We start from the raw sequence: 23,534 nt of genomic DNA, 5'->3' as shown, positions 1-23,534 counted from the left end.
TTCTTAGTTAAATTTTTCTCCTCGGCCTATCCATTTTTCAATATCCTTTGCAGATCTATCTGCCGGTAATCCCGGATGAATTACACCTGCTGTACATTTTTCAGCCGCTTTGACTAAGTCTTGATAAGGACCCGCTTTAGGATTTTTTATGTACGCTTTATTATTTTCGTTGTAAGCAAAAATATTAGGATTAAGTTTAGTGCACTCATCACATGATGTACATTCTTCGGTTTCTAACCAAGGAGCTAAATATTCCCCATTGGATGGTTGTTCTTCGACAATGACATCCGCATCGGCTGTGTTAATTTTACCCATTGCCATTTGTGCAATAGGGTCTCCATTACCGCCAGCAAGTTTCATAAGTCCTTGTGCAATATTACCTACAACTTCATTTCTTATTTTTTCCTCTAGATTTTCTTCCTGAGGTTTTTCTATTTCTACTCCTGCAAGGTCGCGTAACATTAACCAGAAGTCTCGTCTTTCTTCACAAGACTCAACAATTGGTTTTGCTACCAACACTCTATTCAGTTTTTGTTCTCTATCAACCGCCCATATGTATGGGAATTTACCTTCGCGATCGCTTTCTTCTAGTAATAAGAAGTCTGCTAATAACACCATATTGTCATTCCAAGCACTACGGGGAACTTTTCTAAAGTGTTTTCTAAATCGAGCTTCCGTTAATGCAAAATCAGCAAAAGTCATCGGTAATTTCATCGTAAGGTCTTGGCCATATTCCTGATATTTTAGGTCGTATGTTGGCCATGTTTCTTCCATACCTGGATTACCAGATAAATCAAGTCCTTCTCGAGTTTTTATTCCATTGTCTGGATTATATTTAAATATAGGATATGCTCTAGATTCTACAGCAAGTTTCGCCTGGTGTGCACCTAAATCATCTGCAACACCGTGTTCTGGTTGACAAGTAGTATATAGATTGAAAAGTGCTGGTCGTTTGGTCATTAAACCATCGATAAAACCTTCAATCATATGACTTGTATTAGCCAATGTTCCTTGCATTACGTATGTATTTCTGTGTGCCATAGCGATAAGACCAATCTCTTTTCTAGGTTCAGTTTTTCCTTTACTAACCTTACCATATTGAGCCATATCAGAAATTTGACCAATGAAACCAGAAGTACAAGCCTGTCCTCCTGTATTCGAATATACTTGGGTATCTACAACAATCACTTTAATTGGTGTACCTGAAGCCATCATTCTTGATAAGTTTTGGAAACCAATATCATACATGGCACCATCACCACCAAGTGCTACTACTGGTGGGCAAAGCAACCATTCTTCATCTGTAAATTGCTCCCATTTAAAGTAAGTAAAAAAGTCATCATGTTCTGTTGCATCATATTTTCCTGAAAGCTCTAATTCTGCCTTACGAATCGTTTTAAAACCGTCGGCCATTTTAGACATATGTCCTTCAAAAACTCCCATTGCTAAAGATGTTGAATCTTGGAATAAGTGATTAGCCCATGGAAATGGATATGGATTGAAAGGCCAAGAACTTCCCCAAACAGAAGTACATCCGGTAGAGTTAAGCATACCCATATTAGAACGACCTTTTCCGGTTGTACCATTGGTATATTTCCATTGCAATTTCTTTAATCTAGCAAGAAGTTGTGTTACATTACGCAACCACTCTTGGTCAATTGGTTCACTATCATGTTCAGACTCTAATCTACGGGTAATTTCGCTCATAGTTAAATCTGAGCTTTGCATTTCTTTGACAATTTTTGCCATAGTATCCGAATCCGTCAGATCTAAACGATGCATTAATTTGACTTGGATGTGTTTTTCTAATTTATCGATTAGCCCATCAATATATGCCATGTGTTTTTCAATACGTGGCTGCATAAGTGACTCAACAGTAGCGGTAAATATGTGTACTACTGATTTTTCAGAACATCCTAAGCAAGCACCATCTCCACTGGCAAAGTTTAAATAAGCTTCTTTATTTAGTAGAATAGTTTCTAATGGCCCAATTTTCTCTTCAAGACTATCAATACGATTGAATTTTGGTTTCGTGCTTGGTAAGTCCATCCAAAGATCCCATTCTTTATTAAGTTTTACTACCGAACCTTCGGTTTGCGGTATCTTAATCAAGGCATTATCATTACAAACTTCAACACATTCCATACATCCTTTACATGTATTTGGGTTGATAGTTATACTGAATAAACCACCACTATTTTTTTCTTTTTTCTCATGTAAATCAAAATAAGGTCTAGTTAAAGCAAAGTTGAATTCTCCTAACTCCTCTTTAAACCAATCAAATTCTTTGGCTAGTTCTTTAGCTATTCCTTTATCAGAAGCATCAATAGTCATATCGATAGCATTATAAACACAATCATTGACCGTTGATTCATCTTTAGAGGTGGTAAATAGTTTTCTAACATTACCTTCTAACTTACGAACAGCTTTAGGTAAGTGCTCCAGTTTTCCGTGATTCTTTTTTACACGTTTCACAAGAGTATCAAAAACATCGGACACCTCGCTTACAAGTCCTGGTATAGCAGTATCTGGACAAACAGTATAACAGTCTCCACAGGCTGTACAATTGTTAGGAATCCATTCTGGGTGTTCAAATCGAATCCCCGTCATATTACGGAATACTGATGTAACTGCCGGCATTACACTTAATCCTATAAACGGATCTGTAATGTTATCATTCCCCATTCCTCTTAAATAGAAGTTACCTGTTTGTTCCCAGAAGCGGTGAATATCACTTAATTGTGATTCACTTTGTGGGATTTCTTTCATCATTTTTGGGATTGACGGAATTGGTAGACCATTGCCAATGGCTTTGTCATTATGCCCAGCACCCAGTACTTTTTTAGTGATTTCATGTACTTCATCAAATCCACGTTTTACTACACGCATATTATCATCTACTACACGTTGTCCTTTAGATCCAAATTTATCTTGTAATTGGTCTTCAATGGCTTTTAGTAATTGCTCATCCGAAAATCCTGATTTTTCCATAAGAGGAGAAGCTGAGAAAAATGCACCTTGAAAGGCAATTCCTTGCATACGTAATTGCAATTCTGGATCAGTGGCTTCTTCACGTGCTATTTTAAACCCATCTATATAATACACATGGATTTCTTTATCGATAATTATCTTTTGATAATGTACCGGAATATCGGCCCACACTTCATCTGCAGTTGCTCTCTCACTCTGAATAATGAAGTTACCTCCTTTTTTGAGTCCCGCTAATGCGTTAGTGTGTTTAAAAACATTAGGATCTGGTGATAAAACAACATCTACAAAGAAATATTCACAGTTTATTTTAATCGGTTCTGAAGAAGCTGCAAGATAGTAAGTGGTTGGTTGTCCTTTTTTCTCCGAACCATATTTTGGATTAGCCTTAATATTGTACCCTAATAATTCATATAAGGTCATCGCCATGTTTTTACCTGTAGTAATTGCACCCCAACCACCGATAGAGTGGAAACGTACAGTTATGGCATCTTTTGGCATTAAGTTTGGATTCTCTGAGCCATGAACGGCTAATTCACTAACTTTTGGGTAAGATTCCACAATAGTTTCTTGGTATGCCTTTTGTTTTGGTGAGTGTGGAATTTTACGAATAAAATCGATAGATAGATAAAACATTTTTTTATGTTTTCCATCGGGTAGCATATTTTCGATTGTACCAATGATTCCTTCTGGTTGTAAATCTCTACTTCCCATACCAAATGATCCAGAGTAAACTGCAGGCATTTCGGATATGTCGTAAGAGGTTAACTCAGGATAAGGTTTGTGCTTTTTATCCATACCATTTTCAACACACTTGTTTAAAACAGCACGAACTTCACGAGTAATAGGTGAATCGACAGCCAATGGTTGATCTAGTCGTTCTAATATAGTAATAGCCTTTTTGCCTTTTAATATTTTTGCAAGCATATCTGCTGGAAATGGTCTGAACATAACAAGGTTAACCACCCCTACTTTTATTCCACGTGTTTCTCTAATGTAATCCACAACAGCCTCTGCGCTGGGAACCAAACTACCTTGTCCTAAAATAAGATAATCAGCATCATCTGCTTTATAAGTCATCACTCGTTCGTAGAGTCTTCCTGTGAGTTGTTCGTATTCTTTAAAAGCCCTGTCTGCTAATTCCTTAATATGATCAAAGAAAAACGGACGTTGTGCAGCAACACTCTGCATATAAGAATCTTGATTTTGCACAATACCTGCCATAACAGGGTTGTCTACATCCCATATTTCTGGAATACGACGACGTGTTTCGCCATAAATAATTCGCTGAGAAGGTGTTGGGGTATTGATTATGTCATCAGGTTTACCTAGGTATTCTTTAATCAATTCACGTTCTGGTAAAAGAAACGATTCGATTAAGTGTGTAGTTAAAAAACCATCCTGAGCAATAATACCTGGAGTAAGTGCTAATTCTGCAATACGGTGTGAGATAATATTAAGATCTGCTACATCTTGCGCTTTTTTTGCAAACATTTGAAAAAAACCTGTATCATCTACAGCATGATAATCATCGTGTCCTGCGTGTACATTTAAGGTAGATTTGGTCATTGCTCGAGCACCAACATTCAATATATAAGTAAGACGTTTTCCTACAGCCGCATATAGTGATTCGTGCATATAAGCAATTCCTTGACCGGAAGAAAAATTAGATGTTCGTAAACCAGTCATCGATAAACCAGCAGTTACAGCAGCAGCAGCATGTTCACCTTCAGGTTCAATGAATATTAAAGGCCTATCAGAAATATTTAAATGCCCTTTGGCAGCAGCATCGGCCCAATACTCACCCATTTGGGTTGATGGAGTAATAGGATATGCCCCAGCAGCATCTGTAGATTCACGTTCGCACATAATTGCTGCCGTGTTTCCATCCATAGCTACGGGTTTACCTGGGTATTTGTATGATTTATTGTTTTTGTTACCTTTTGCATTCTTGGAAATGCCAATTTTTTCTAAAAATGATTTGCTCATAATGATGCTCTATTTGATAGTTTTTTTAGTTACGGTACTCTAATATAATTAACCAATTGTTTTCGTCTATTTTACTAGATTAATACAGTTATCTATTTTATTGAAATAGGCACTAAATTTAGAATCCTTAGTGAATTTTATATCACTCAAATAAACGTTAATGAGCTGACTCTCGATAGCACGATATTTTTTCAATAATGTCTCAAAATAATTTCTTCAATGAACTTGATTTCATTAGTGTTGATCTGTAATAGTTTTAATTTATAATAGAGTATTACAGAACCCTAATGAAGAGGTACTAAAATTACATAAGACAATATTCTGATTTTATGACTTTTATCATGGAGAAAGCTCTTTTTTATGCTTATTAGTTAAATGGAAGGGATGAGGAGAAACGAAAAAATCCAATTTGAAATTACGGTAATTAGAACCACATATATTAATGGGTAGTAGCTAAATATTTTTAACGTTGATAATGGTTAGGGGGGATTGGAATGGAAAAAGGAAAAAATAAATTACAAAGTGTAAAGTGCAAAAAAAAAATGATTTGTTTTTTTGTAATCCATTTTTTTAGGCTTAAAAATAAATAATTACTTCTATTTTTATATGATATTGAGTTTGATTGTGCATACCATTTGTACCAAAAAATATTTATTTATACGTAAAATCTTTTTTTGAAACTTTATCAAAGTTAACTTCTGAAACATTTTTAAAAGTATTTAAAATGATGTTAAAATTCTTTTTTTGAATCTAAGACATATCAAGATTTTAAAGAATTGCTCCGTCTCGCATCTTCTTCTTTAACAATCGAAAGTGGAGGTTCTTTAGGAGAATCTAAAGAATTAATAACAGGATATATTCATTCAGGTCAAGCCTTTTTTGTAAGTTCTAATGTAGCTTTTACTTCTGTAACTTTTACCAAAGTAAAGCAAATTCATCAAACAGATGTTACTTTTTACAAAAGTTCTAATCCAAAAATAGAATTATTAATTTCAGATGGTTCTTATATTTACACTTTAGATGATAATAAATATTTTGTACGAAAATAGCTAACAGATTTCAATGATTTATTTCCGAATAAGTTTATTAATGTTTTCTACAAAATTAGGTACACCGTTGTTAATAAAATAAAACTATGGAAAACAATAAACTAAACATATTACTCTTACTGTAACAGAAGAGATTAAATCAATAAAAAAAATGCCATGTTAGGTGTAGTGTCAATTTTTCAGGACGTCACAAAAAGAAAAAGATTCTCAACAAGATTATTTGTAAATCCATGTTATTGGAATGGAAAAAAACAAACAGTTTCTATACCCGATAATAAAATTACATGAACAACCAACTAAGTCTGATTAAACAAAAAGTTAATCAGGTTTTTTTGTTTTTACAAATCAATGAAACTGTATTTGATGTAAATGATATTTATTTAAAATTTATAGGAATGAATTCTAAAAGAGATATTACTTAAATGTATCATCTAATTAGGAGATATAAAAGATAATTTTACCCAAAAAATATAAGTAATTTATCATTGTATTCTAACGCCTAGATTTTGGGTTAGAATAAGAAGTCAATTCAATTTTATTGAAATCTAGCTTTCGAGTTTTCTACTTATTTTTTTATTTCTAACTTTCTATTCTTCGAATATTCTTTTGAAACCAAATAGGTTCAGAACCTGAAAATTGAGATTAAATTACAACTATATTTAAATAAGTCAATATTTTTAAATTAGTAAGAAAAAAAATGGAAATTAACCTTATTTCACTAAATGTATTATACTGATATAGGTTGACCTTTTTTGGTCTAATTTATACCTTTAAAATTATTTATAATCTAAATAGTTAGTTCAGGTAAATTTACATTATTTCTTCGATACGATTTGTATTTTATATTCGGGTTTAAATGTACTTCTGCAGGTTTTCTTAAATTGAGGCTAAAATGTGTTCTTAAATTATTGTAAATGTATACTGCTTGTTTTGTTATTTCTTGAGCAATAGAGGTGTTTTTAATAATTTGTTTTAATCCATATTCGTATTTTAAAGTTCTATTAATTCTTTCGGCAATAGCATTTTCGTAAGGATCGTATTTTTCAGTCATACTGATTGTAATTCCGTTATTTTCTGCAAATTCGGTGTACTTCGGGTTACAATATTGAAAACCTCTATCTGAATGATGTATGAGTTTTTTAGTTGGATATTTTCTGTTTTTAATTGCCATAGCGAGCGCATCTGTACAAAGTGATGTTCTTATATGGTTATCAAGTTTGTATCCCATAATTTGCTTCGAATAAGCATCTGTAACAATGGCTAAATAATTGTGTCCATTTTCAGTTTTAATATATGTGATATCGCTTACCCAAAGTTGTTCAGGTCGAGAAGGAACGTGTTCTTTGACAAGGTTTCTATATTTTCTAAAAAAAATGTTTAGAATTAGTTGTCGTTACATAGTTTTTTCTTTTCGGTATCAATAAATTGTAGTGTCTTAAAAAGCGATAGAACTTATCTCTACCTATATTAATATTCTGATGTGTCATTTGATTTTTTAATTCAGGATAGAGCTTAATACCACCAGTTTTAGAACCTACTTTTTTACGATATTGTAATACCATTTTAATTAATATTCTATCGTTTATTTTTTTGTTTTCGAAGGTTTTAATTCTTTTGTAGAAGGCTTGTTTAGAAATCCCAAAACACTGATAGAGCCATTTTCTTTTAAAATGTTTTTCTTTTTTAGTTCTATCTCTTTTGCTAATGTTTCGGGCAACGACTTTTTTGACATATCGACTCCTGTAATAATTTCCATATCCGCTATAATATCCTGCTGGAAGTCTTTTACAAACTCAAGTTCTTCAATACGCTCCTTTAATTTTTTGATTTCATCGATTTTACTCATACCTTTATTTTGTTGAGCTAAAGTACTATATTTTCTAATCCAATATGAAATAGTAGTTCTAGGAACATCATATTTTTTGGAAGCAAAGTTTGTGGAAATCTGACCATTTTGAATTTGGTCAACGACGAATAATTTGAGTTCTAAAGTTGCTTTTTGGTAGCTTTTTTTTCGCCAGGGTTGTTTTTGTTTTTTCATAAGTGACTATGATTAAGTGTTTAATTTTTAGTCAACCTATTTCAGTAAAGTACATTCATTAAATGTGTTACAACGTTGATGTGTATGGTTAGTTGCGTGGTTAAGCACCTAATTTAGCAAATAAATCACAGATAGAATATTCCGCAGGAATGTTCGTAAGTCGGCAGTGACCAAGCAATTAATTATACACGGTGTTGTAGCCAGTTTTTATTCAAAATTTTTCTTTCATAATTATACTAAAAATAGAGTCGCACTCTCTGCTTGGTTTTACTTTAAGTTTGGTCATTCCACTTTTAAAAATATATTCGTAATTATTTGGTCCGATGCAAGAGCTTCTATATTGTTTTTCAGGATTATTAGTTTCCACAGATTTCATAAAAAACTCATTCAATAATTTTCTATCATCTCTAATTGTAACAAATGTTTGATAGTCAGTTCCTTTGTCAATAATAATTAAAGATTCAAAATCATTTTTTTTAACAAAAAGATTATATTCAGAATATCCAGGTAAACCTCCGTAAACATTTACTTGTATTTCTATATTTTCCGAGTTCAAAATAACGTTCAATTTATCCTCATTCGTTTTGTTGCAAGAAGCAAAAGTCAGAACGACAATTGTCAAAATCAAGATGTTTATTATTTTATTCACGATTTTTCTCAAATTGGCTACAACGTTGTTGTATAAGCTTTGTTGCGTTGTTTAAGCAGTGAATTTAGTAAATAAAACACGAACGGCGAAATTCCGGAGGAATTTCCCAAGTGAGCTAAAACCAGCAATAAAGTTTATACGGTGTTAGGCACAGTTAATTATTTCTTTCGTTTCTTATAAAAGTCTAATATGAATTTAGATTTATATTTTTCAAGTTGTTTAAGATTTTCGTTTAACCTTTTCAATTCTTCATCTTGTTCCGCTTCTAAATAACCTAAATTATGAGCATATTCTTTAATTTCGTCATTTTCGTCACTTTCCAAATATATATTTGTTCTAGTGTTTGAAACTTTGTTTTGATATTCTTTTATTTTTTCTATTTCTTTTTTAACTGATGATATTTTATTTTGAATCTCTACAAAATCTATTTTTGCATTTTTCAGTCTTAATTTTGACTTTTCTTTTTCAATTTTAAGTCTTTCTTGACTACTTAATTCAATTAGTTCTTTAGTTTCTGAAATTGAGGAATCTTTTATATTCTCATCTATTTCTAGTTTTGCATATTGTAAGAAAGATGATGTGTCATACATATAAAATGTATCTAGATCAGTTGCTTGAGAATATATTTCATTTAATAATTCCATTCTGGCTCCTAATTTTTTTCCTCTTTTTTTTTGCCACCAATCTTCTTTAATGTCACCTGTTACTAAAACTGCGTATTCAGTTTTTTCTTTCTTACATTTTTCAATTATTTCTTTCCATAGAAGTAAGTCTCCATATTTTCTTTTAAAGTTTTTATTTTCATATGGATAAAAACCTTTTTTAGATCCGTCCATATAACCAGGTGGAACTTGATTTTTATAACGTTCTTCTCCTTCTTTATATATATTCTCAAGAGATTCCTGATCAAAAGAAATACCAACGTTGTTTTTAAAAATTTCAAGTACTTTTTCTTTTATAATATCGTCTTCATTAACATCAAATTGTTTTTCTTCTAACTTATCTAAATACTCTATAAATTCTTTTAAAAAGTTTTTACTATTTTTAAAATTTTTGTCTTTTATATATTTTTCGGGCTCTATTAAGGAATGTCTTTGAGCTAATTTTAAATTATTTAATTCTTTCCTTAAAGTGTTATTTGATTCCTCATATTCTGATATAGTTGATTCAACTAATTTTTTAACTTGATTGAATTTATTCTTTTGGTCACTAATTACTTCTAGTCTATTATTCAAAAATTCTAAAAGAACTTGAAATCCAATCCAAATCCTATCTTTAAATTTCTCATTTTGAAAAACACTAAATAAATCTTCTCTTGCAGATATTGGTAGTCTGTACAAGTCTAATAATACATTAGAATCAAAAATAAATGTTCCTTTATTCCAAATTGATTTAAAGTCAATTTGTTTATTATTTCTATGAATTTTTTTTAGTAGTTCCATTTTTCTTCTAATTGTGCCTAACGTTGTTGTATAAGCTTTGTTGCGTTGTTTAAGCAATGAATTTACTAAATAAAACACGAACGGCGAAATTCCGAAGGAATTTCCCAAGTGAGCTATAATTAGCAATAAAGTTTATACGGTGTTGGCTGTAGTTTTTATTCGGTTTCAATGTGTCCATAAGTTGTTTTCAAAGTTTTTTTATCCAATTCAAACTGCTCAACTTTTCCTGTTTTTGGATTAATAAAATTTCGAGCAGGTAATAGAACAGAAAATTCAGGTTTTTTCGTTGGAATAATTTTCACGATTTTGTTTTCAGGAATATCTTTGGTGTTACACAAATCTAATATTCTAAATATTTTTTCGTCTTTAGTTTGTACTATTGATACAGATGCAAATGCCAAATTTCCACATAGTCCCGAAGATGGTAAATGCATTAATATTCGAGCTTCGATTGGTTCATCTAGTTCGAAAAATTCCCAATCTTTATCGTAAGAGCTAAAGGTCTCATTTTTTTGACCACTTGGAAATTCATTTTGCGCGAATCCGATTCCGCAATTGAGTAAAAAAATCAGAAGTATTATTATTTTCAAAGCTTATTGTTTAAAATTCAATTCCAATTTAATTCAGTTGTTTTTTATAGAAAAGTCTTAATGAGTAAACCTATCCTCTTGTTTAGTTAACGGACTTTTAAATTACAGCCAACGTTGTTGTATATAGTTTGTTGCGTGTTTCAAGCAACTAATTTAGTAAATAATTACTGACCAAGAAAGTCCGCGAGGACTTTCGTAAGTAGGCAAGAAGCCAGCAATAAATTATATACGGTGTTGTGCATAGTACTTTTACAATTTTAATTCAACTATAATTCCTTTTTCGATTTTCAATTTTTCCGAAAAGGATTTACTCATAGATGGATAAAAATCCTTACTTTTAAATATAACAGAGTTAACAATTTTTGAATTTAATTTTTTTCTTTCTTTTAAATTTTCAAGTATAAACTTTGTTATAAATATATAGCCTTTGTCAATTTTTTCTATTGTATTTTTTTCGAAGTAACTTATTACTTTACCGTTAATAGCTTTTAAATTATCTTCATTTGTTTTATAAAAAAGCAACTTAAAAAGAGCCATTATTTCAAAATTTGCGTACTGAATAAAGTCATATTCTAAAGTTGATTCTTGATCACTTGTTAACTTTACAGTAGTATCAATTCCATCTATTTCCTTTTTAATTGCTTTTCTTTTTCTGTCTACTAAAAGGTTTAAATGATACGAAATAAGCATATCATCATATTTTGTGTCTTTATTAAAAATTAATTCATAAAGACCGTTTGGTTTTAATTTTTCACTAACAAATATTAGCTTTTTGCTCTGTTTTGCATTAAAAGGATCATTAATGAAATATGCTAAATAGTTTTGACCTAAAGCTTCATTTGTTAATTTTGAAATTCCTTTAATTTTTTTTCTAAATTCTCCTCTTCTTGTTTCATACCAGACATTTGAGTGTTTTAGAAAATCAAATTGTAATCTTTTTTGAACTTCATCATTTGAATGGAAATCTCTTTCACTTATAGGGTTTTGAGAATTGGTATATCGAGTTACTTTAAGATCAAAATTATCTCCACCAGTTGTAACTGTTCTTAAGGTAATTAGTCCATATTCATCCATTTTTTCCCTTTCATTATCACTTGCATTTTTATATGCTTCATAAATACTAAAAACGGTTTGAGCACCATTTATGACTTGAATTCCTTTAATTTTTACATTAGTGGAATCTTTATGAAAATATTCTATTTTATCGGTTATTGCTGTGATTCCATTGTTAAAGTACCAGAAATTCACAGATTCGGTTAAGATAGTATTCTTAATGCCTTCATTAAACATTGAGTTTGGAAGAGGGTTTCTAATGTTTTTGTAAAATAAAGATTGTCCGTATTTATCAAAAAGATTGTAAATTTCCTTTGGCTTAACTAAAAATATATTTGATGGATGTGGTTTCTCAATTGAAATTACTTGTTCTTTTTCAAACTCCAAATTGAATTCAGATTTTGGTATATATGGTGTTTCAATTGGATTGTGAGTTTTTACCCCTTTATATTCTATTTCAACAAATTGTTGTTTTAGTTTAAAGAAATCAATAAATTCAAAAGAAACCAAGGGTGATTTAAAATCATTAATATGTTCATTAATATCAATATCTCCATTACATAGAGCTAAAAAAACAAATTTGACTTTACCATTGTTCTTTTTGTGGTCAATAAATTTCCTGTATTGAACATTAAAATTTTCGTTATGTTCAGATTCTTTTTTTCCAGATAGGATTAATCTAAAATCACTTAAACAAGCTTTTACTTCTTTAGTTATTTCTTTTGCTTTGTTTATGTTGCTTTTTGCAAACCATTTAGCTTGAACAACATAATATATTTCTTTTCCTAATTGATCTTTGTTAGTGAATATTAAATCGCAAGAAGAGTCATCATTACCTTCTGTAATTAAATTTTCAAAGTCAGAAAGGTCATTATTTGGTAAATATCTATTTAAAAACCAAAGAAGAAAAGAAAACGATTTTTTTCCATTTTTATCTTGTTTTTTTAGATGTTCATTCTTTTTAAAGGTATCTGATAATTCATCGATTCCTTGATCAATTATATCATAGAAAATTTCGTTCTTCATTTCATTTTTTTTGTATTATGCACAACGTTGTTGTATAAGCTTTGTTGTGTTGGTTTTGCAGTAAAGTTAGTAAATAATTAAGAACCAAGAAAGTCCACGAGGACTTTCGTAAGTAAGCTATTTGCCAGCAATAAAGTTTATACGGTGTTGGCTGTAGTATTTTTTTCAATTTTAAAATTTTTATTATTATGCATAAAAAAGATATTCAAGATTATACTGACTTTTTAAATAATCCTAATTCAAGACTTAAAGATTTTTACAAATTTTCAACAGAAGCACAAGATCATATAATTCACGCAAAATTAACAGTTCTTTCAAGTGAATTTCAGTTTTGGTTGCAAATGGCTTTTGATAATGATTTTTCAAAAATTAAAGTTGAAACTGATAATTATAATTTTAAATTAAATATTTCATTTCCTAAAAAATATCACAGATTTGATGATGAAGGAAAATGTATTTCTAAATGACACTTTCGGCAAACACTTATTAAATCTTCTAATTTTTCATTAAATAAATTCTCATATGTTAAATGATGTACATCTTCGGCTTTTTTTTCTTTACAAACTCTACACAATGAATTATCTCTTTTCAACACTTCGTTTCGTTTGGTTTTCCATTTTTCAGAAAGTAAGTATTCATTATATTTTCCTTTTCTTGAATTATAAAAGGATTCAGACAAAGAACTTTTTTCAAATTGAAAATTCTCTTTGTATTCCTTATCTCGTTCTAAATTCAGCTCATTTTCAACTAGATGAAAATATTTCTTTTTACTTAACGGCTTATTCTTGTTTTTACAAGCGCCACAATTCAAACATTGTTCCCTAATAAAATATAAACTTTCATTTTTTCTATCAATAACATAAATTTTATATGAATCTCTACAACAATCATTCAATTCTGCAAAATTCCAAAAATGACAATTTTGGCATTCGTAAATATTATGATAGTCATAACTTTTTAGCACACTTATGTTTCTACTTTCGCATTTTTCACATTCCTCCATAGTTTTGGTATATTACAGCCAACGTTGTTGTATAAGCTTTGTTGCGTGGGTTTAGCAGTAAAGTTAGTAAATAATTACTGACCAAGAAAGTCCGCGAAGACTTTCGCAAGTAGGCAAAAAGCCAGCAATAAAGTTTATACGGTGTTGCCACACGTAATTATTCAGGTTTTTCATTTTTCAAATATTCATAACTATTTTTAAAATACTTTTTTATTGATGGTTTCAAAAAGTTTGAATATTCCGTATTTTCATTTCGCTCATTAGATAACCAAGCCATTGAATAAGCTATTATTTGTTCAGGTAAATATCCAATTCCACTTGATTGCCATCCAAATCCTCCATTTGTTGAAAATTGTGAAAAATTAAATCTTGAATTTCCTATAAAAATTCCAAAACCATAACTTATGGCGGTTAAGTCAGTTAAAAATTCATCATTTTCCTCAATTCGATTTTCTCCTAATAATATCTGGTGAGACAATTCGTGAGAAATTGTTGCAATTAATGAAATAGGATCTTTTAATTGTTGAGTTTCAATTGAAATTATAATTCCGTTTTCATTCTTTTTGTAAATTCCAGCAGCACTTTCCCATTCTCCATTTATATCAGCAGGTGTTGTTAAAATTGTTCCATTTTCGGATTCTACAATTCCGTCTGAAAAAAAGTCAAGTTTTATTTCTACGTCTTTGATGCTCATTAATTCCATTGTTCGTTCTAAAATGAATTCAGCATCTTTTTCTGTTTTATCGAAATTCCTGTTGTAAAATTCTTTCGTTGGTTTCACAGTTTGAATTTCCATAAAATGTTCTTCTCCTAATTCAGCTTTTAACCATTTTAAATCTTCATCAATCCAAACTTTGTCTTCTTCTGTAATTGGTAATTTTTTTCTTTTATTCCAGAACATTTTCGTTCAGTTTTTTTATGTGTGGCAACGTTGATGTATATGGTTTGTTGCGTGTTTCAAGCAACAAATTTAGTAAATAATTACGGACAAAGAAAGTCCGCGAGGACTTTCGCAAGTAGGCAAAAAGCCAGCAATAAATTATATACGGTGTTGCCAACCGTTTTTTATTCAGATTGTTAATTTTAAATTCAAATATTATGTCAAAATTCAAACAACTTAAAACTCCAGAAATATTATTTATTGACGATTGCGATACTCAATATAATTTCCATAAGCTATTCCGAAATCTGAATCGTTATCGGAAAGTTCGATTTTATTCAATTCGGATTGGTCTTTTGCTTTTATCTTTTCTCGGAATTTATGGAATCCTGCAACTGCTTTAGGCGACATTGAATCCGCAAACACGTCAAAATATTTATCTAAATCCGTTTGATAATTTATTAATCCAATATTCACATTTTTTAAATCCCAACTAATGTTAAACGTAACTACATATTTTCCAGCAGAAAACATTCCAGAAGGTAATTCAGTCGTTTTTGGTGTTCCGTTCAATATTTTTTCAAAACTCAAACCGTGTGTTGCTAAAATATATTCAGCCTTTTTTAAGTCAGTCGTAAAACCTCCTAAATCATATTTTTCTATTTTATCTACGAATAATGTCATTTTTCAGAGTGTGATTGGTAAATGGTTGGCAACGTGTTTGTGTAATAAAAGTTGCGATTTTTGTGAACGGCTATTTTCCGCAGGAAAATAGAAGTGAGTAAAAAAGCAATAACTTTTGGTTAAGCTAAAATTAAGCAATTTTTACTACACGGTGTTGGCAAATCGTTATTTTTCCACCATTTATTTTTCATTCTTTATTCTGCTAAATTTCGGATATGAACTTACATATTCAACCCAAACACTATCTCCGATTTTTAACTTTTCATTTTTTGAGTCTTCCCGATATTTTTCACCTTCAACAATGAATTCGTAAGAAAATGAGAATTTTTGTGAAACAGGACTGTTTCCCCAGTAATTCTCTTCATTTACAATTACAGCTTTTGTCGTTTCAGATTTTTTATTTAATAGATAACTCTTCAAGTTTCCTTTCAAAACTATTCCAAACAAAAAATACAAGACAATTCCTAAAAATAGAAAGAGACTCCATTTTTCAGTAAAATATTTGATAATATTTCCATCTTTTTTCTTCTTTTTTTTCACAACTATAAATTCATTATTATTCTTTCAGTTTCCTTATTTTTTATGTTTGCCAACGTGTTTGTATAACATTAGTTGCTAATTATATAAGGTAAATAGAATATAAATAGTTCAACATCTACACGATAAGCTATGTCTATTATAGATAAGCTAAAAGTAGCAATTAATATTATACGGTGTTGGCAACAGTATTTTAATTCCTAATATTATGTCAAAATCAATTTCCGATAAAAAAAGAAAATCTAAAATTAAAAAAGCTTTAAAATATCTTTCTTATTCAGATGCGGAAATGTTATTACATAAAACTAAAATGGAATTAAAATCTGAATTAATTATTTAGATCTAAGTAATTTAATAATTAAATCTATTTTTTCATTCAGTTCATATATTTTTTCTTCCATATTCATTACTGATGAATTTACAGATAGTAATTTTTCGTTTATAGAATTTATTTCACTTTTAATTTTAGTTAATTCAGCCATATTTATTTTTATTATTAATTATTCCTTTTTATGTCAAAATTTTCAAAAAAACAACTAAATGAGTTATCTGAAAGAGTTTCTTTATTAAATAAAGAATTTAAAGAAATTCAAAAAACATTTCCTTTCGTAGATAAATTTACTTGCCACAAATTAGATTCAAAATACATTGTTGGTTATGAGATTACTATAGATTAATTAAATATAAATACCTTTTAAATCTTTCAAATATAATTGTGTTATGTCAAACCTTAATTATTTAATATTCAAAAAACCAACGGAAGAATACCTTGCATTTCGTAATTATTACGACACAGTTATTCAGCCTATCTGTAATAAATTTATATTACGTAAAAATAGAACAACTAAAGAAACTGATGCTTTCGTTGAGGAAATGAAAGGTATGTCTTTAGATGCTAAAAAACGCTTTCCCTACCCTGATAAATAGTAATATTCCCGTGCTTATCTTCTAATTTCATAGTCGGTATTTTTATTGACCTTTCAATACTCAGTACCTTATGTTTTGTGTTCAAAAAATCAATGTAACAACTCCCATTTTCTATTGATATTTTATAAAATCCAAACATCAATTTCCCTGTTGAATTTTCAATAAAATGTAATTGATACATATCAGTTTCCGCACCATCTTCTGTATATGGGAATATCTGAAATATATAATTATACTTATCATCTTCTGTAGTCCACTTTCCTACTAAATTAGCAAGACATTCATTGTAGTTCTCTTTTGTATTCATATTTCTTTAATTTACTCTGGTGTATTCCGTATATGAAAGACCTCCTTCACAAAAACTATTATCTTTATTTCCTATTTTAAGAACATTTCCTGATATTTCATAATAATCAAAAGTACCAAACCCGTTAATAATTAATTTATCATTAGATATATCCCAAGTTGAATTTTTCGTATAATCAAATTCGCAATTACCTTTATACCTTTCGTATGCTGTTTCTGTGAATATTCCTTCTGATTCAAAAGTTATTCTATTCAAAAGTTCGCAAGTACCTGATTCTCCAATGTCGTTATCTCCATTAGGACAAGTATCGGCTTGTTTTACTGGTTTCCAAGTTCCTTCAATATTACTAAATACATCTTCGTCATTGCTGCTGCAAGAAAAAGTTATAATTGATAATAACACTAAACTAAATAATTTCACTTTTTTCATAATTTTTGTTTTTCCTTTTTTCGTTAATTTTCACTTCCTTTCTCCATTATTCTTATCTCTCTACTGTTTATATTTTTGCCAACGTTGTTGTGTTATGGAAAGTTGCGATTTTTGTGAACGAGGAATTTCGGCACGAAATTCAGAAGTTGGCAAAAAAGCAACAAGTTTTAATTTTAGCTAAATATAGCAATTTTTCATACACGGTGTTGTGGCACGTTTTTCTCTTTCCACTTTTCCTTATTTTTAATTATTTTAGCAGATAATAAATTGATTTCGTCTTTCATTATATTTTCCAAACAAGAATTAATTATTGTTTTCGTTCCGCTCAAATTCAGAATTTCATCTTGTTTTGGTTTTCCATATTCTATTGTAATCATTGACGCCCAAATCGAAACACGATATTGAGATTCTATTAAAAACTCTAAAAATTTCTGAATTCCTCTTTTGTTTAAAATGTATTTGCCTAATTCAATAATTTCCTTGTATTCATTTAGTTCTCTTTTTTCAAAGTCAAAAGGATGAATTGAATTTAAATAAACATTTTTACAAAGAAATAAAAATTCAGTTCCTTTTTCGTTAATTGGAAATTTAATTGGTTCAATATTCATTCTTTTCGCAACTTTTTCCAATTTGTAATTCAGTTCAATATTTAATTCTATTTCACATTCAGTTATAATATATTCAAGTTGCTTATAAGCTAATTCATATTCTCGATGTTCTAAATATTCTGAAATAATATTTTTACCATCTAATATTCCCGAACTTTCAGTTTTTGTTTGCTCAATTTTATTTAACCAATTGGAATTCAGAATTTCATCGGCTAATTCAGCAATTTCTTTTTCTATTGATTTCTTAAATTTCTTAAACAAAGTTCAATTTTTTTTTAATGTGCCACAACGGTCTCGTATAACCGTCAGTTACGGTTTTAAAGTTAATAATTTTCGGTTAAGAACTGACGTTAGCAATTCCGAGTGGATTCGGACGTAGTCGAATCCGCCGTAATTGCGGTTATACATTGTTGTGTGTAGTGCTTTATTCATTAATTACCTCATTTAAATATGCTAATAACCAAATCGTAATTCCTGTTTTTACTTTTAAACTTCTAACTTGATTTTCTGTAATTCCTACATTTGGTTGATGAACATTGCATAAAATCGAATAGCAGTCACAAACATATTTTATCTCATTTTTGGTAAAATCTTCCAACATTCCATATTCAAATTGAGATGTAAAAAACTCAATTTTCTGCTCTCTTTTAATTCGTATGTGAATTAGTTTTTGTTTTCCGTTTTTATATTTCTTAAACTCTTTCTCAAACATTTCCGCATCTTTCAATTTCTCAATTGGTGCGAGAATGTCATCAATTAAATATTCTAAAATTGTGCGTAAAGAAATTAAGCAATGTCTTAATCGATCAGGATTTGAGTCGTTTTCTAGTGCGTGATTAGCTCCATACCATAGATTTTCAAGTCCAAGTTCTTCCAAATATGGCACAAGATTTTCGGTTAAAATTTCTTCTTTGTCTTTTATATCTTCATCAGTCAAATTGGTAACTAAACTTTCTTTAAATTCTTCTGCTGATTTTAAATTCAGAATTTCAAGGTCAGTTATAAATCCAAATTGTAATTCAGGATTGTTTTTTAATCGTTCGCCAATATTTCCAATTTTCCTTAAACTCTCAAGTAGTTCAGAATTTAGAAATGGCTTAAACTCTGGAATATCAAACTTTGGAAAATTATAAGTTGGTATTTCTATTTTTGGAAGTAAGGCTTTGAATTTATTTTGTGTGTCAATCATTCGCTGGACACTTTCGGGCAACGCAAATCTGTCGGCAATTTTAGCCATTTCAATCAGTTTTGAATTCATTCCTGCCAATTTTGATATTTTATCCAAAGTGTTTTCTTGCATTACACACAACGAGTTTTTATATGATTTGTGCGGCTGGAAAATCGGAGATTTTTCGGACGTAGCAAATCGTTTGTTGAATGTTTGTCGTTAATGTTAGTTCGAATGTAAGCATAAATTATATGAGGTGTTGGGCACAGTTGTTTAATCAAATATAAAATTCAAAGATTCTTCACTAAATCCATTATACCAAAATTGACAGTTTTCGATTCCGTCAAATCTATCTCTAATGTTTTTTTCTGAAGTTTCATTTTCAGCAAAATCTACAACTTTAACATTGTATTGTCCAGTTTTTGATCCTCTTACAAGCTTTGGGTACATAAATGCTCTTGTGTGAAAATCATCTTTTCTAAAGCTAAATCCAATGAAAATAATTTCCAACTTATCATCGAAATATCTTTCAGGAGTTTCCCAAAGTTCTCCGTAATCCTTTAATTGGTTGAGTTTGTCATAATTTGGAATAATTATCCAAGGAGATTTATATTTGTTATATTGATTTTTTAAATTTCCTTTATACTTATTGATTTTTTCAAAACCGTAACCTAAACTTTCAAAATTATTAGTAGATGATTGCTCTTTTATCGAGCTAAACCAATCAATTGAACCGTGTAATTTTAATAAAGGAATACTTTTTTTTCGTTCTTTAAAGTTATCATCATCTAAATTTAATTGATTTCTATATTTGATATTTTGAAAATCAAACAGATGTTCTAATAGAGTATCCCAATTGAATGTTATTATTAAAGAATCTTTTATTTTTTCTATGAAACTTTTATAAAACTCTGGAATTTTATTAAGTATTTTTAATTGTTCTTCATATATAACTTCTCCAAGCCATTGTTTCATAAAGGCTAAAAATTTACTTCCGTGTTCGTTAAACTTTTCTCCTGTACTTAAAAATGTAGATTCTGCAGCTACAAAAGAAAGAAATTCTTCCAAGTTAATTTGGTTCATTTCTCCATTCATTATTTTTTCGTGGGAAATGTCTTCCTTTGGATAATAATATTGAAGTTTATTTAATAGAACTTCGGCTTGTCCCATTTTGACTTTGCCATTTGAGTCAAAATAATCTTTTTCAGATGCCTTTTTATGAATTAAAATTAATAATCCATTTGTTAGAGGCATTCCTGCAGGAAACGAAAATCCGGCTCCGATTACAAAAACTTTCTTAATTCCAAAAATATAACTCAACTCTCCTTTCATTCTGAATTTTTTTGTTTTTCTGAAATTGTGCCCAACGTTGTTGTATAAGCTTTGTTGCGTTGTTTAAGCAGTGAATTTAATAAATAAAACACGAACGGCGAAATTCCGAAGGAATTTCCCAAGTGAGCCAAAACCAGCAATAAAGTTTATACGGTGTTACCCAACGTATTTTTTATTCCATTTTTCATAATCTTTCTTAAAACTATCTTTGTAGATATTTAAGTCAAAAGTTTGTCTTTCATTTGGGTTATTGCAAGAAAGTTTAACTCCATTAGCAAAGATTTTTTCAATTCCTTTTATTTTGGTGTTATATAAATATTCAGAAACTACCCAAGTTTCACATTGAAATAGCATTAAATTGGTTAGTTTTCTTTGTACTCTTTTCTCATTTTCTTTAAAGAAAGTATTAAAATAACCTTTTACTTTTGATTCATTTTTTTTATTGTAACCGGATAAAAGAATTGATTTGTCTTCATATGGAAATATATTAATAAATATTTCAGAAACTCGTTCCATATCTTTTCCGAATTTTATACGATATTTATGTAATTCCTCAGTTGTTTCATAGTTGTAAAATGCTGATAAACATAAATCAATTTTAGTCATTTTCCTATTTTCAAAAACATAAGATTCTGTGCCTTTGTCAAGATCTTTCCATATTTCAGATTCTGTAAGTTTTAGGTCCTTTAAACCTAATTTTTCCTGCCTCACATATTCAAGGAAGTAGGGGTTATTAAATTGAAAAGGGTTTTCTTGTAATAGACAATCAAACATTTTAATATTTACTTCTTTTCTCCAAATTTCATTATAAATTGTTCTTAAAGTAAAAAGTAAACAAGATTCATAATCATCAAAATCAATTTTATTGTTTTCTATTTTTTTAAATAATTCAGTATCGTGTTTTTTACAAAAACAATTAAAAGAAAAAATATCATTGATTCCAGTTCTTTTGAATTGCATTTTTGTTTCTTTAAAACTGTTGATTTTTAATTCATAAAGATGTCTATCTGTAGCTATTTTTGATAAAATTCCATTTTTCTGAAGTATATGAGAATTTATAGATTTTTCTGTACATTTTGGATGATAACATATATCTATACTTGAAATACCCTTTTTTTTACATTTAGTAAAGAGTTTGGCAGATTCAATTTCTCTGTTTGTCATTTTTTATGTTGGGTAACGTGATTGTATAAGAATAGTGCGGTTTTGTGTGCGAGGATTTTCCGAAGGAAAATCAGAAGCTAGCAAAACGCACTGCCCTTTGATTAAGCACTAACTACCGCATTATTTTTATACGGTGTTGTAACCAGTATTTTTTTTTAATTCATTGTAAAATTTTGTTCCTTTTCAATAACTTCCATCACTTTTTCATAAGGAATCATCAGCTTCATTTCCGAACCATTATAAAATTCCACATAAGGATATTTTAAAGGTCTATAAAATTCTTTTGGAAAAGGATATTCCTTTAATGCCTTTGTCATTTGTGTGAAAAATTCCACTCCATCATAATAAGCTCCATAAGTGTAAGGAAACAAACTGTCAATTGTCGTTCTCAATTCCTTTGCATTAATCCGAGTATTTTTATTAGAGCGAAAATAGAAAATATCACATTCCGTTTTACTATGCTCAATTTCAAATTCTTTATCATAATTGAATTGATAATTTTCAGAGATTGCATAGTCAAGTTTGTAAATCGAGGATATGTTTTTTAGAAATTCAGAAACGCTATTTCTATTAATTTCCGCAATCTTTTGATTTTGGTATGAAACAACCAAATTAACCCTCCATTTTCTTTTAGTTACAGTTTTTCTCATATTGGTTACAACGTTGTTGTATAAGCTTTGTTGCGTTGTTTAAGCAGTGAATTTAATAAATAAAACACGAACGGCGAAATTCCGGAGGAATTTCCCAAGTGAGCTATAATTAGCAATAAAGTTTATACGGTGTTGTACACAGTTCTTTTTTTCAACGTATTCTCGAATAAATATTCCGAAGTAGTTCTTTTTCTTTTTTATTTTCAGTTAATAAACCCTTCAAAACTATAAATCCGAGTTCTTTAACTTGCTCTAAATTTTTTCCTTTTTTGACTTTTACAAATTCTTTAAAAACAAACCACTTTTCTCCTTTGTTTTTTAATAAAATTTGAAAAGAATAATAATTCTCTTTTCCATATATTCTAATTTGACTGTGAGAATGTGTAGTGAATAAATATGTATTTCCTTTTTTAGTTAAACTTTCTTCCCAATAAGATTTATTAATAAAATCACTTATTTTTCTAAAAATTTTTAAAACTTCATTACTTAAAAATTGGTCTTGTCTTGTCAAATATTCAATGCAAGTGCTTCCAACAATTTTTTCTCCCCATTCTGGATGATAAGTTAAATGTTCATATCTAATTTCTTTTCCGCAACCTTTTCTTTCGCAAATTCCATCTAAACCACCCAAATCTCCAATTGAAATTAAAGTCCATCCGCTATCAGGTTCTACTAATCCGTGTTCTCTTGAATGACAGCCTTTACAAAGAGTTATGCAATCACTTAAAGCATAGTCCCAAGGTTTAAAATTCGGTTTGTAATTTTTATGATGAGTTTGTAAAATAACTTCAGATTCGTTTCGTCCGCATTTCAGACATTTATTTCCATCTCTTAATTTTACTTTTGTAGAAAAATCAAACCACTTTTTATTCTGATAAGATTTTCTATAATTTCTCATTTTATTAGATGAATTTCAATGGTTTTTGGATTTTCCTCGAATTGTGTACAACGTTGTTGTGTAAGGAAAGTTGCGTGGTTTAAGCACTTAAGTTAGTAAATAAAACACGAACCAAGAAAA

The 23,534-nt window shown here is 29.5% G+C and carries 25 protein-coding genes; 5 read left to right on the top strand and 20 right to left on the bottom strand.

Features of this window, described 5'->3' with window-relative positions:
* Nucleotides 1–3 precede the first annotated feature (3 nt).
* Nucleotides 4–4,977, bottom strand: coding sequence for a 2-oxoacid:acceptor oxidoreductase family protein (locus tag BTO07_RS09570; protein WP_198342446.1), 4,974 nt, complete (start codon nucleotides 4,975–4,977; stop codon nucleotides 4–6).
* Between the two features lie 776 nt (nucleotides 4,978–5,753).
* Here BTO07_RS09570 and BTO07_RS09565 point away from each other — a divergent pair.
* Together BTO07_RS09565 and BTO07_RS17690 are read left to right on the top strand one after the other, a co-directional pair.
* Complete coding sequence (locus BTO07_RS09565) at nucleotides 5,754–6,026, top strand: hypothetical protein (protein WP_087521012.1); 273 nt, start codon at nucleotides 5,754–5,756, stop codon at nucleotides 6,024–6,026.
* Between the two features lie 156 nt (nucleotides 6,027–6,182).
* Nucleotides 6,183–6,314, top strand: a complete 132-nt coding sequence (locus BTO07_RS17690; RefSeq protein WP_442956785.1) for a hypothetical protein — start codon at nucleotides 6,183–6,185, stop codon at nucleotides 6,312–6,314.
* Between the two features lie 499 nt (nucleotides 6,315–6,813).
* Here BTO07_RS17690 and BTO07_RS09560 read toward each other — a convergent pair whose 3' ends face one another.
* From BTO07_RS09560 to BTO07_RS09530, 6 genes are all read right to left on the bottom strand, one after another.
* Nucleotides 6,814–7,401 (bottom strand): IS3 family transposase, encoded by a 588-nt coding sequence (locus BTO07_RS09560; RefSeq protein WP_257789773.1) that lies wholly within the window; start codon nucleotides 7,399–7,401, stop codon nucleotides 6,814–6,816.
* A gap of 207 nt (nucleotides 7,402–7,608) precedes the next feature.
* Nucleotides 7,609–8,067, bottom strand: coding sequence for a helix-turn-helix domain-containing protein (locus BTO07_RS09550; RefSeq protein ID WP_087521009.1), 459 nt, complete (start codon nucleotides 8,065–8,067; stop codon nucleotides 7,609–7,611).
* Nucleotides 8,068–8,278: 211 nt separating this feature from the next.
* Nucleotides 8,279–8,623 (bottom strand): hypothetical protein, encoded by a 345-nt coding sequence (locus BTO07_RS09545; protein ID WP_020894505.1) that lies wholly within the window; start codon nucleotides 8,621–8,623, stop codon nucleotides 8,279–8,281.
* Between the two features lie 251 nt (nucleotides 8,624–8,874).
* Nucleotides 8,875–10,158 (bottom strand): PIN-like domain-containing protein, encoded by a 1,284-nt coding sequence (locus BTO07_RS09540; RefSeq protein ID WP_157663319.1) that lies wholly within the window; start codon nucleotides 10,156–10,158, stop codon nucleotides 8,875–8,877.
* A gap of 155 nt (nucleotides 10,159–10,313) precedes the next feature.
* Nucleotides 10,314–10,748 carry a hypothetical protein gene (locus BTO07_RS09535; protein ID WP_087521007.1) on the bottom strand — a complete coding sequence of 145 codons (435 nt, stop codon included), beginning with the start codon at nucleotides 10,746–10,748 and terminating at the stop codon, nucleotides 10,314–10,316.
* Between the two features lie 249 nt (nucleotides 10,749–10,997).
* Complete coding sequence (locus BTO07_RS09530; protein WP_087521006.1) at nucleotides 10,998–12,827, bottom strand: AIPR family protein; 1,830 nt, start codon at nucleotides 12,825–12,827, stop codon at nucleotides 10,998–11,000.
* Between the two features lie 188 nt (nucleotides 12,828–13,015).
* On the opposite strand from BTO07_RS09530, the gene BTO07_RS09525 reads away from it, so the two are divergent.
* On the top strand, nucleotides 13,016–13,294 hold the full coding sequence (locus BTO07_RS09525) for a hypothetical protein (RefSeq protein ID WP_087521005.1): 279 nt from the start codon (nucleotides 13,016–13,018) through the stop codon (nucleotides 13,292–13,294).
* On the opposite strand, the gene BTO07_RS09520 is transcribed toward BTO07_RS09525, so the two are convergent.
* The 4 genes from BTO07_RS09520 to BTO07_RS09505 all read right to left on the bottom strand — a co-directional run bounded on the left by BTO07_RS09520 (nucleotide 13,255) and on the right by BTO07_RS09505 (nucleotide 15,934).
* Complete coding sequence (locus BTO07_RS09520) at nucleotides 13,255–13,830, bottom strand: HNH endonuclease (RefSeq protein WP_087521004.1); 576 nt, start codon at nucleotides 13,828–13,830, stop codon at nucleotides 13,255–13,257. The two genes, BTO07_RS09525 and BTO07_RS09520, sit on opposite strands and share 40 nt — an antisense overlap.
* A gap of 157 nt (nucleotides 13,831–13,987) precedes the next feature.
* Nucleotides 13,988–14,731 (bottom strand): hypothetical protein, encoded by a 744-nt coding sequence (locus BTO07_RS09515; RefSeq protein ID WP_087521003.1) that lies wholly within the window; start codon nucleotides 14,729–14,731, stop codon nucleotides 13,988–13,990.
* Nucleotides 14,732–14,968: 237 nt separating this feature from the next.
* Nucleotides 14,969–15,394: a hypothetical protein gene (locus BTO07_RS09510; protein ID WP_087521002.1), complete on the bottom strand. Its 426-nt coding sequence runs from the start codon at nucleotides 15,392–15,394 to the stop codon at nucleotides 14,969–14,971.
* Nucleotides 15,395–15,574: 180 nt separating this feature from the next.
* On the bottom strand, nucleotides 15,575–15,934 hold the full coding sequence (locus BTO07_RS09505; protein ID WP_087521001.1) for a hypothetical protein: 360 nt from the start codon (nucleotides 15,932–15,934) through the stop codon (nucleotides 15,575–15,577).
* Nucleotides 15,935–16,139: 205 nt separating this feature from the next.
* Here BTO07_RS09505 and BTO07_RS17630 point away from each other — a divergent pair, with 205 nt between their 5' ends.
* The gene (locus BTO07_RS17630; protein ID WP_257789744.1) at nucleotides 16,140–16,271 is read left to right on the top strand and encodes a hypothetical protein; all 132 of its coding nucleotides are present in this window, start codon (nucleotides 16,140–16,142) and stop codon (nucleotides 16,269–16,271) included.
* On the opposite strand, the gene BTO07_RS17325 is transcribed toward BTO07_RS17630, so the two are convergent.
* Complete coding sequence (locus BTO07_RS17325) at nucleotides 16,264–16,413, bottom strand: hypothetical protein (protein ID WP_157663318.1); 150 nt, start codon at nucleotides 16,411–16,413, stop codon at nucleotides 16,264–16,266. The two genes, BTO07_RS17630 and BTO07_RS17325, sit on opposite strands and share 8 nt — an antisense overlap.
* Nucleotides 16,414–16,443: 30 nt before the next feature.
* Here BTO07_RS17325 and BTO07_RS17320 point away from each other — a divergent pair, with 30 nt between their 5' ends.
* Nucleotides 16,444–16,608: a hypothetical protein gene (locus tag BTO07_RS17320; protein WP_157663317.1), complete on the top strand. Its 165-nt coding sequence runs from the start codon at nucleotides 16,444–16,446 to the stop codon at nucleotides 16,606–16,608.
* A gap of 218 nt (nucleotides 16,609–16,826) precedes the next feature.
* Here the strand turns inward: BTO07_RS17320 and BTO07_RS09495 are convergent, their stop codons facing one another.
* From BTO07_RS09495 to BTO07_RS09460, 8 genes are all read right to left on the bottom strand, one after another.
* The gene (locus tag BTO07_RS09495; RefSeq protein ID WP_087520999.1) at nucleotides 16,827–17,165 is read right to left on the bottom strand and encodes a hypothetical protein; all 339 of its coding nucleotides are present in this window, start codon (nucleotides 17,163–17,165) and stop codon (nucleotides 16,827–16,829) included.
* Nucleotides 17,166–17,171: 6 nt separating this feature from the next.
* Nucleotides 17,172–17,594 carry a lipocalin family protein gene (locus BTO07_RS09490; RefSeq protein WP_087520998.1) on the bottom strand — a complete coding sequence of 141 codons (423 nt, stop codon included), beginning with the start codon at nucleotides 17,592–17,594 and terminating at the stop codon, nucleotides 17,172–17,174.
* A 194-nt stretch (nucleotides 17,595–17,788) separates the two neighbouring features.
* Nucleotides 17,789–18,463 (bottom strand): hypothetical protein, encoded by a 675-nt coding sequence (locus BTO07_RS09485; protein ID WP_087520997.1) that lies wholly within the window; start codon nucleotides 18,461–18,463, stop codon nucleotides 17,789–17,791.
* 163 nt (nucleotides 18,464–18,626) lie between these two features.
* The gene (locus BTO07_RS09480; protein ID WP_232457002.1) at nucleotides 18,627–19,502 is read right to left on the bottom strand and encodes a hypothetical protein; all 876 of its coding nucleotides are present in this window, start codon (nucleotides 19,500–19,502) and stop codon (nucleotides 18,627–18,629) included.
* A 141-nt stretch (nucleotides 19,503–19,643) separates the two neighbouring features.
* Entirely contained in the window at nucleotides 19,644–20,702 is a 1,059-nt protein-coding gene (locus tag BTO07_RS09475; RefSeq protein WP_087520996.1) for an SIR2 family protein, read from the bottom strand.
* 156 nt (nucleotides 20,703–20,858) lie between these two features.
* Nucleotides 20,859–21,866, bottom strand: coding sequence for a hypothetical protein (locus BTO07_RS09470; protein WP_087520995.1), 1,008 nt, complete (start codon nucleotides 21,864–21,866; stop codon nucleotides 20,859–20,861).
* Nucleotides 21,867–22,021: 155 nt separating this feature from the next.
* Entirely contained in the window at nucleotides 22,022–22,516 is a 495-nt protein-coding gene (locus BTO07_RS09465; protein WP_087520994.1) for a hypothetical protein, read from the bottom strand.
* 151 nt (nucleotides 22,517–22,667) lie between these two features.
* The gene (locus tag BTO07_RS09460; RefSeq protein ID WP_087520993.1) at nucleotides 22,668–23,414 is read right to left on the bottom strand and encodes an HNH endonuclease; all 747 of its coding nucleotides are present in this window, start codon (nucleotides 23,412–23,414) and stop codon (nucleotides 22,668–22,670) included.
* Nucleotides 23,415–23,534: the final 120 nt, after the last annotated feature.

The sequence above is a fragment of the Polaribacter sp. SA4-12 genome, assembly GCF_002163675.1.
Classification (GTDB): Bacteria; Bacteroidota; Bacteroidia; order Flavobacteriales; family Flavobacteriaceae; genus Polaribacter.
This window is presented reverse-complemented; position numbering and strand designations above follow the sequence as displayed.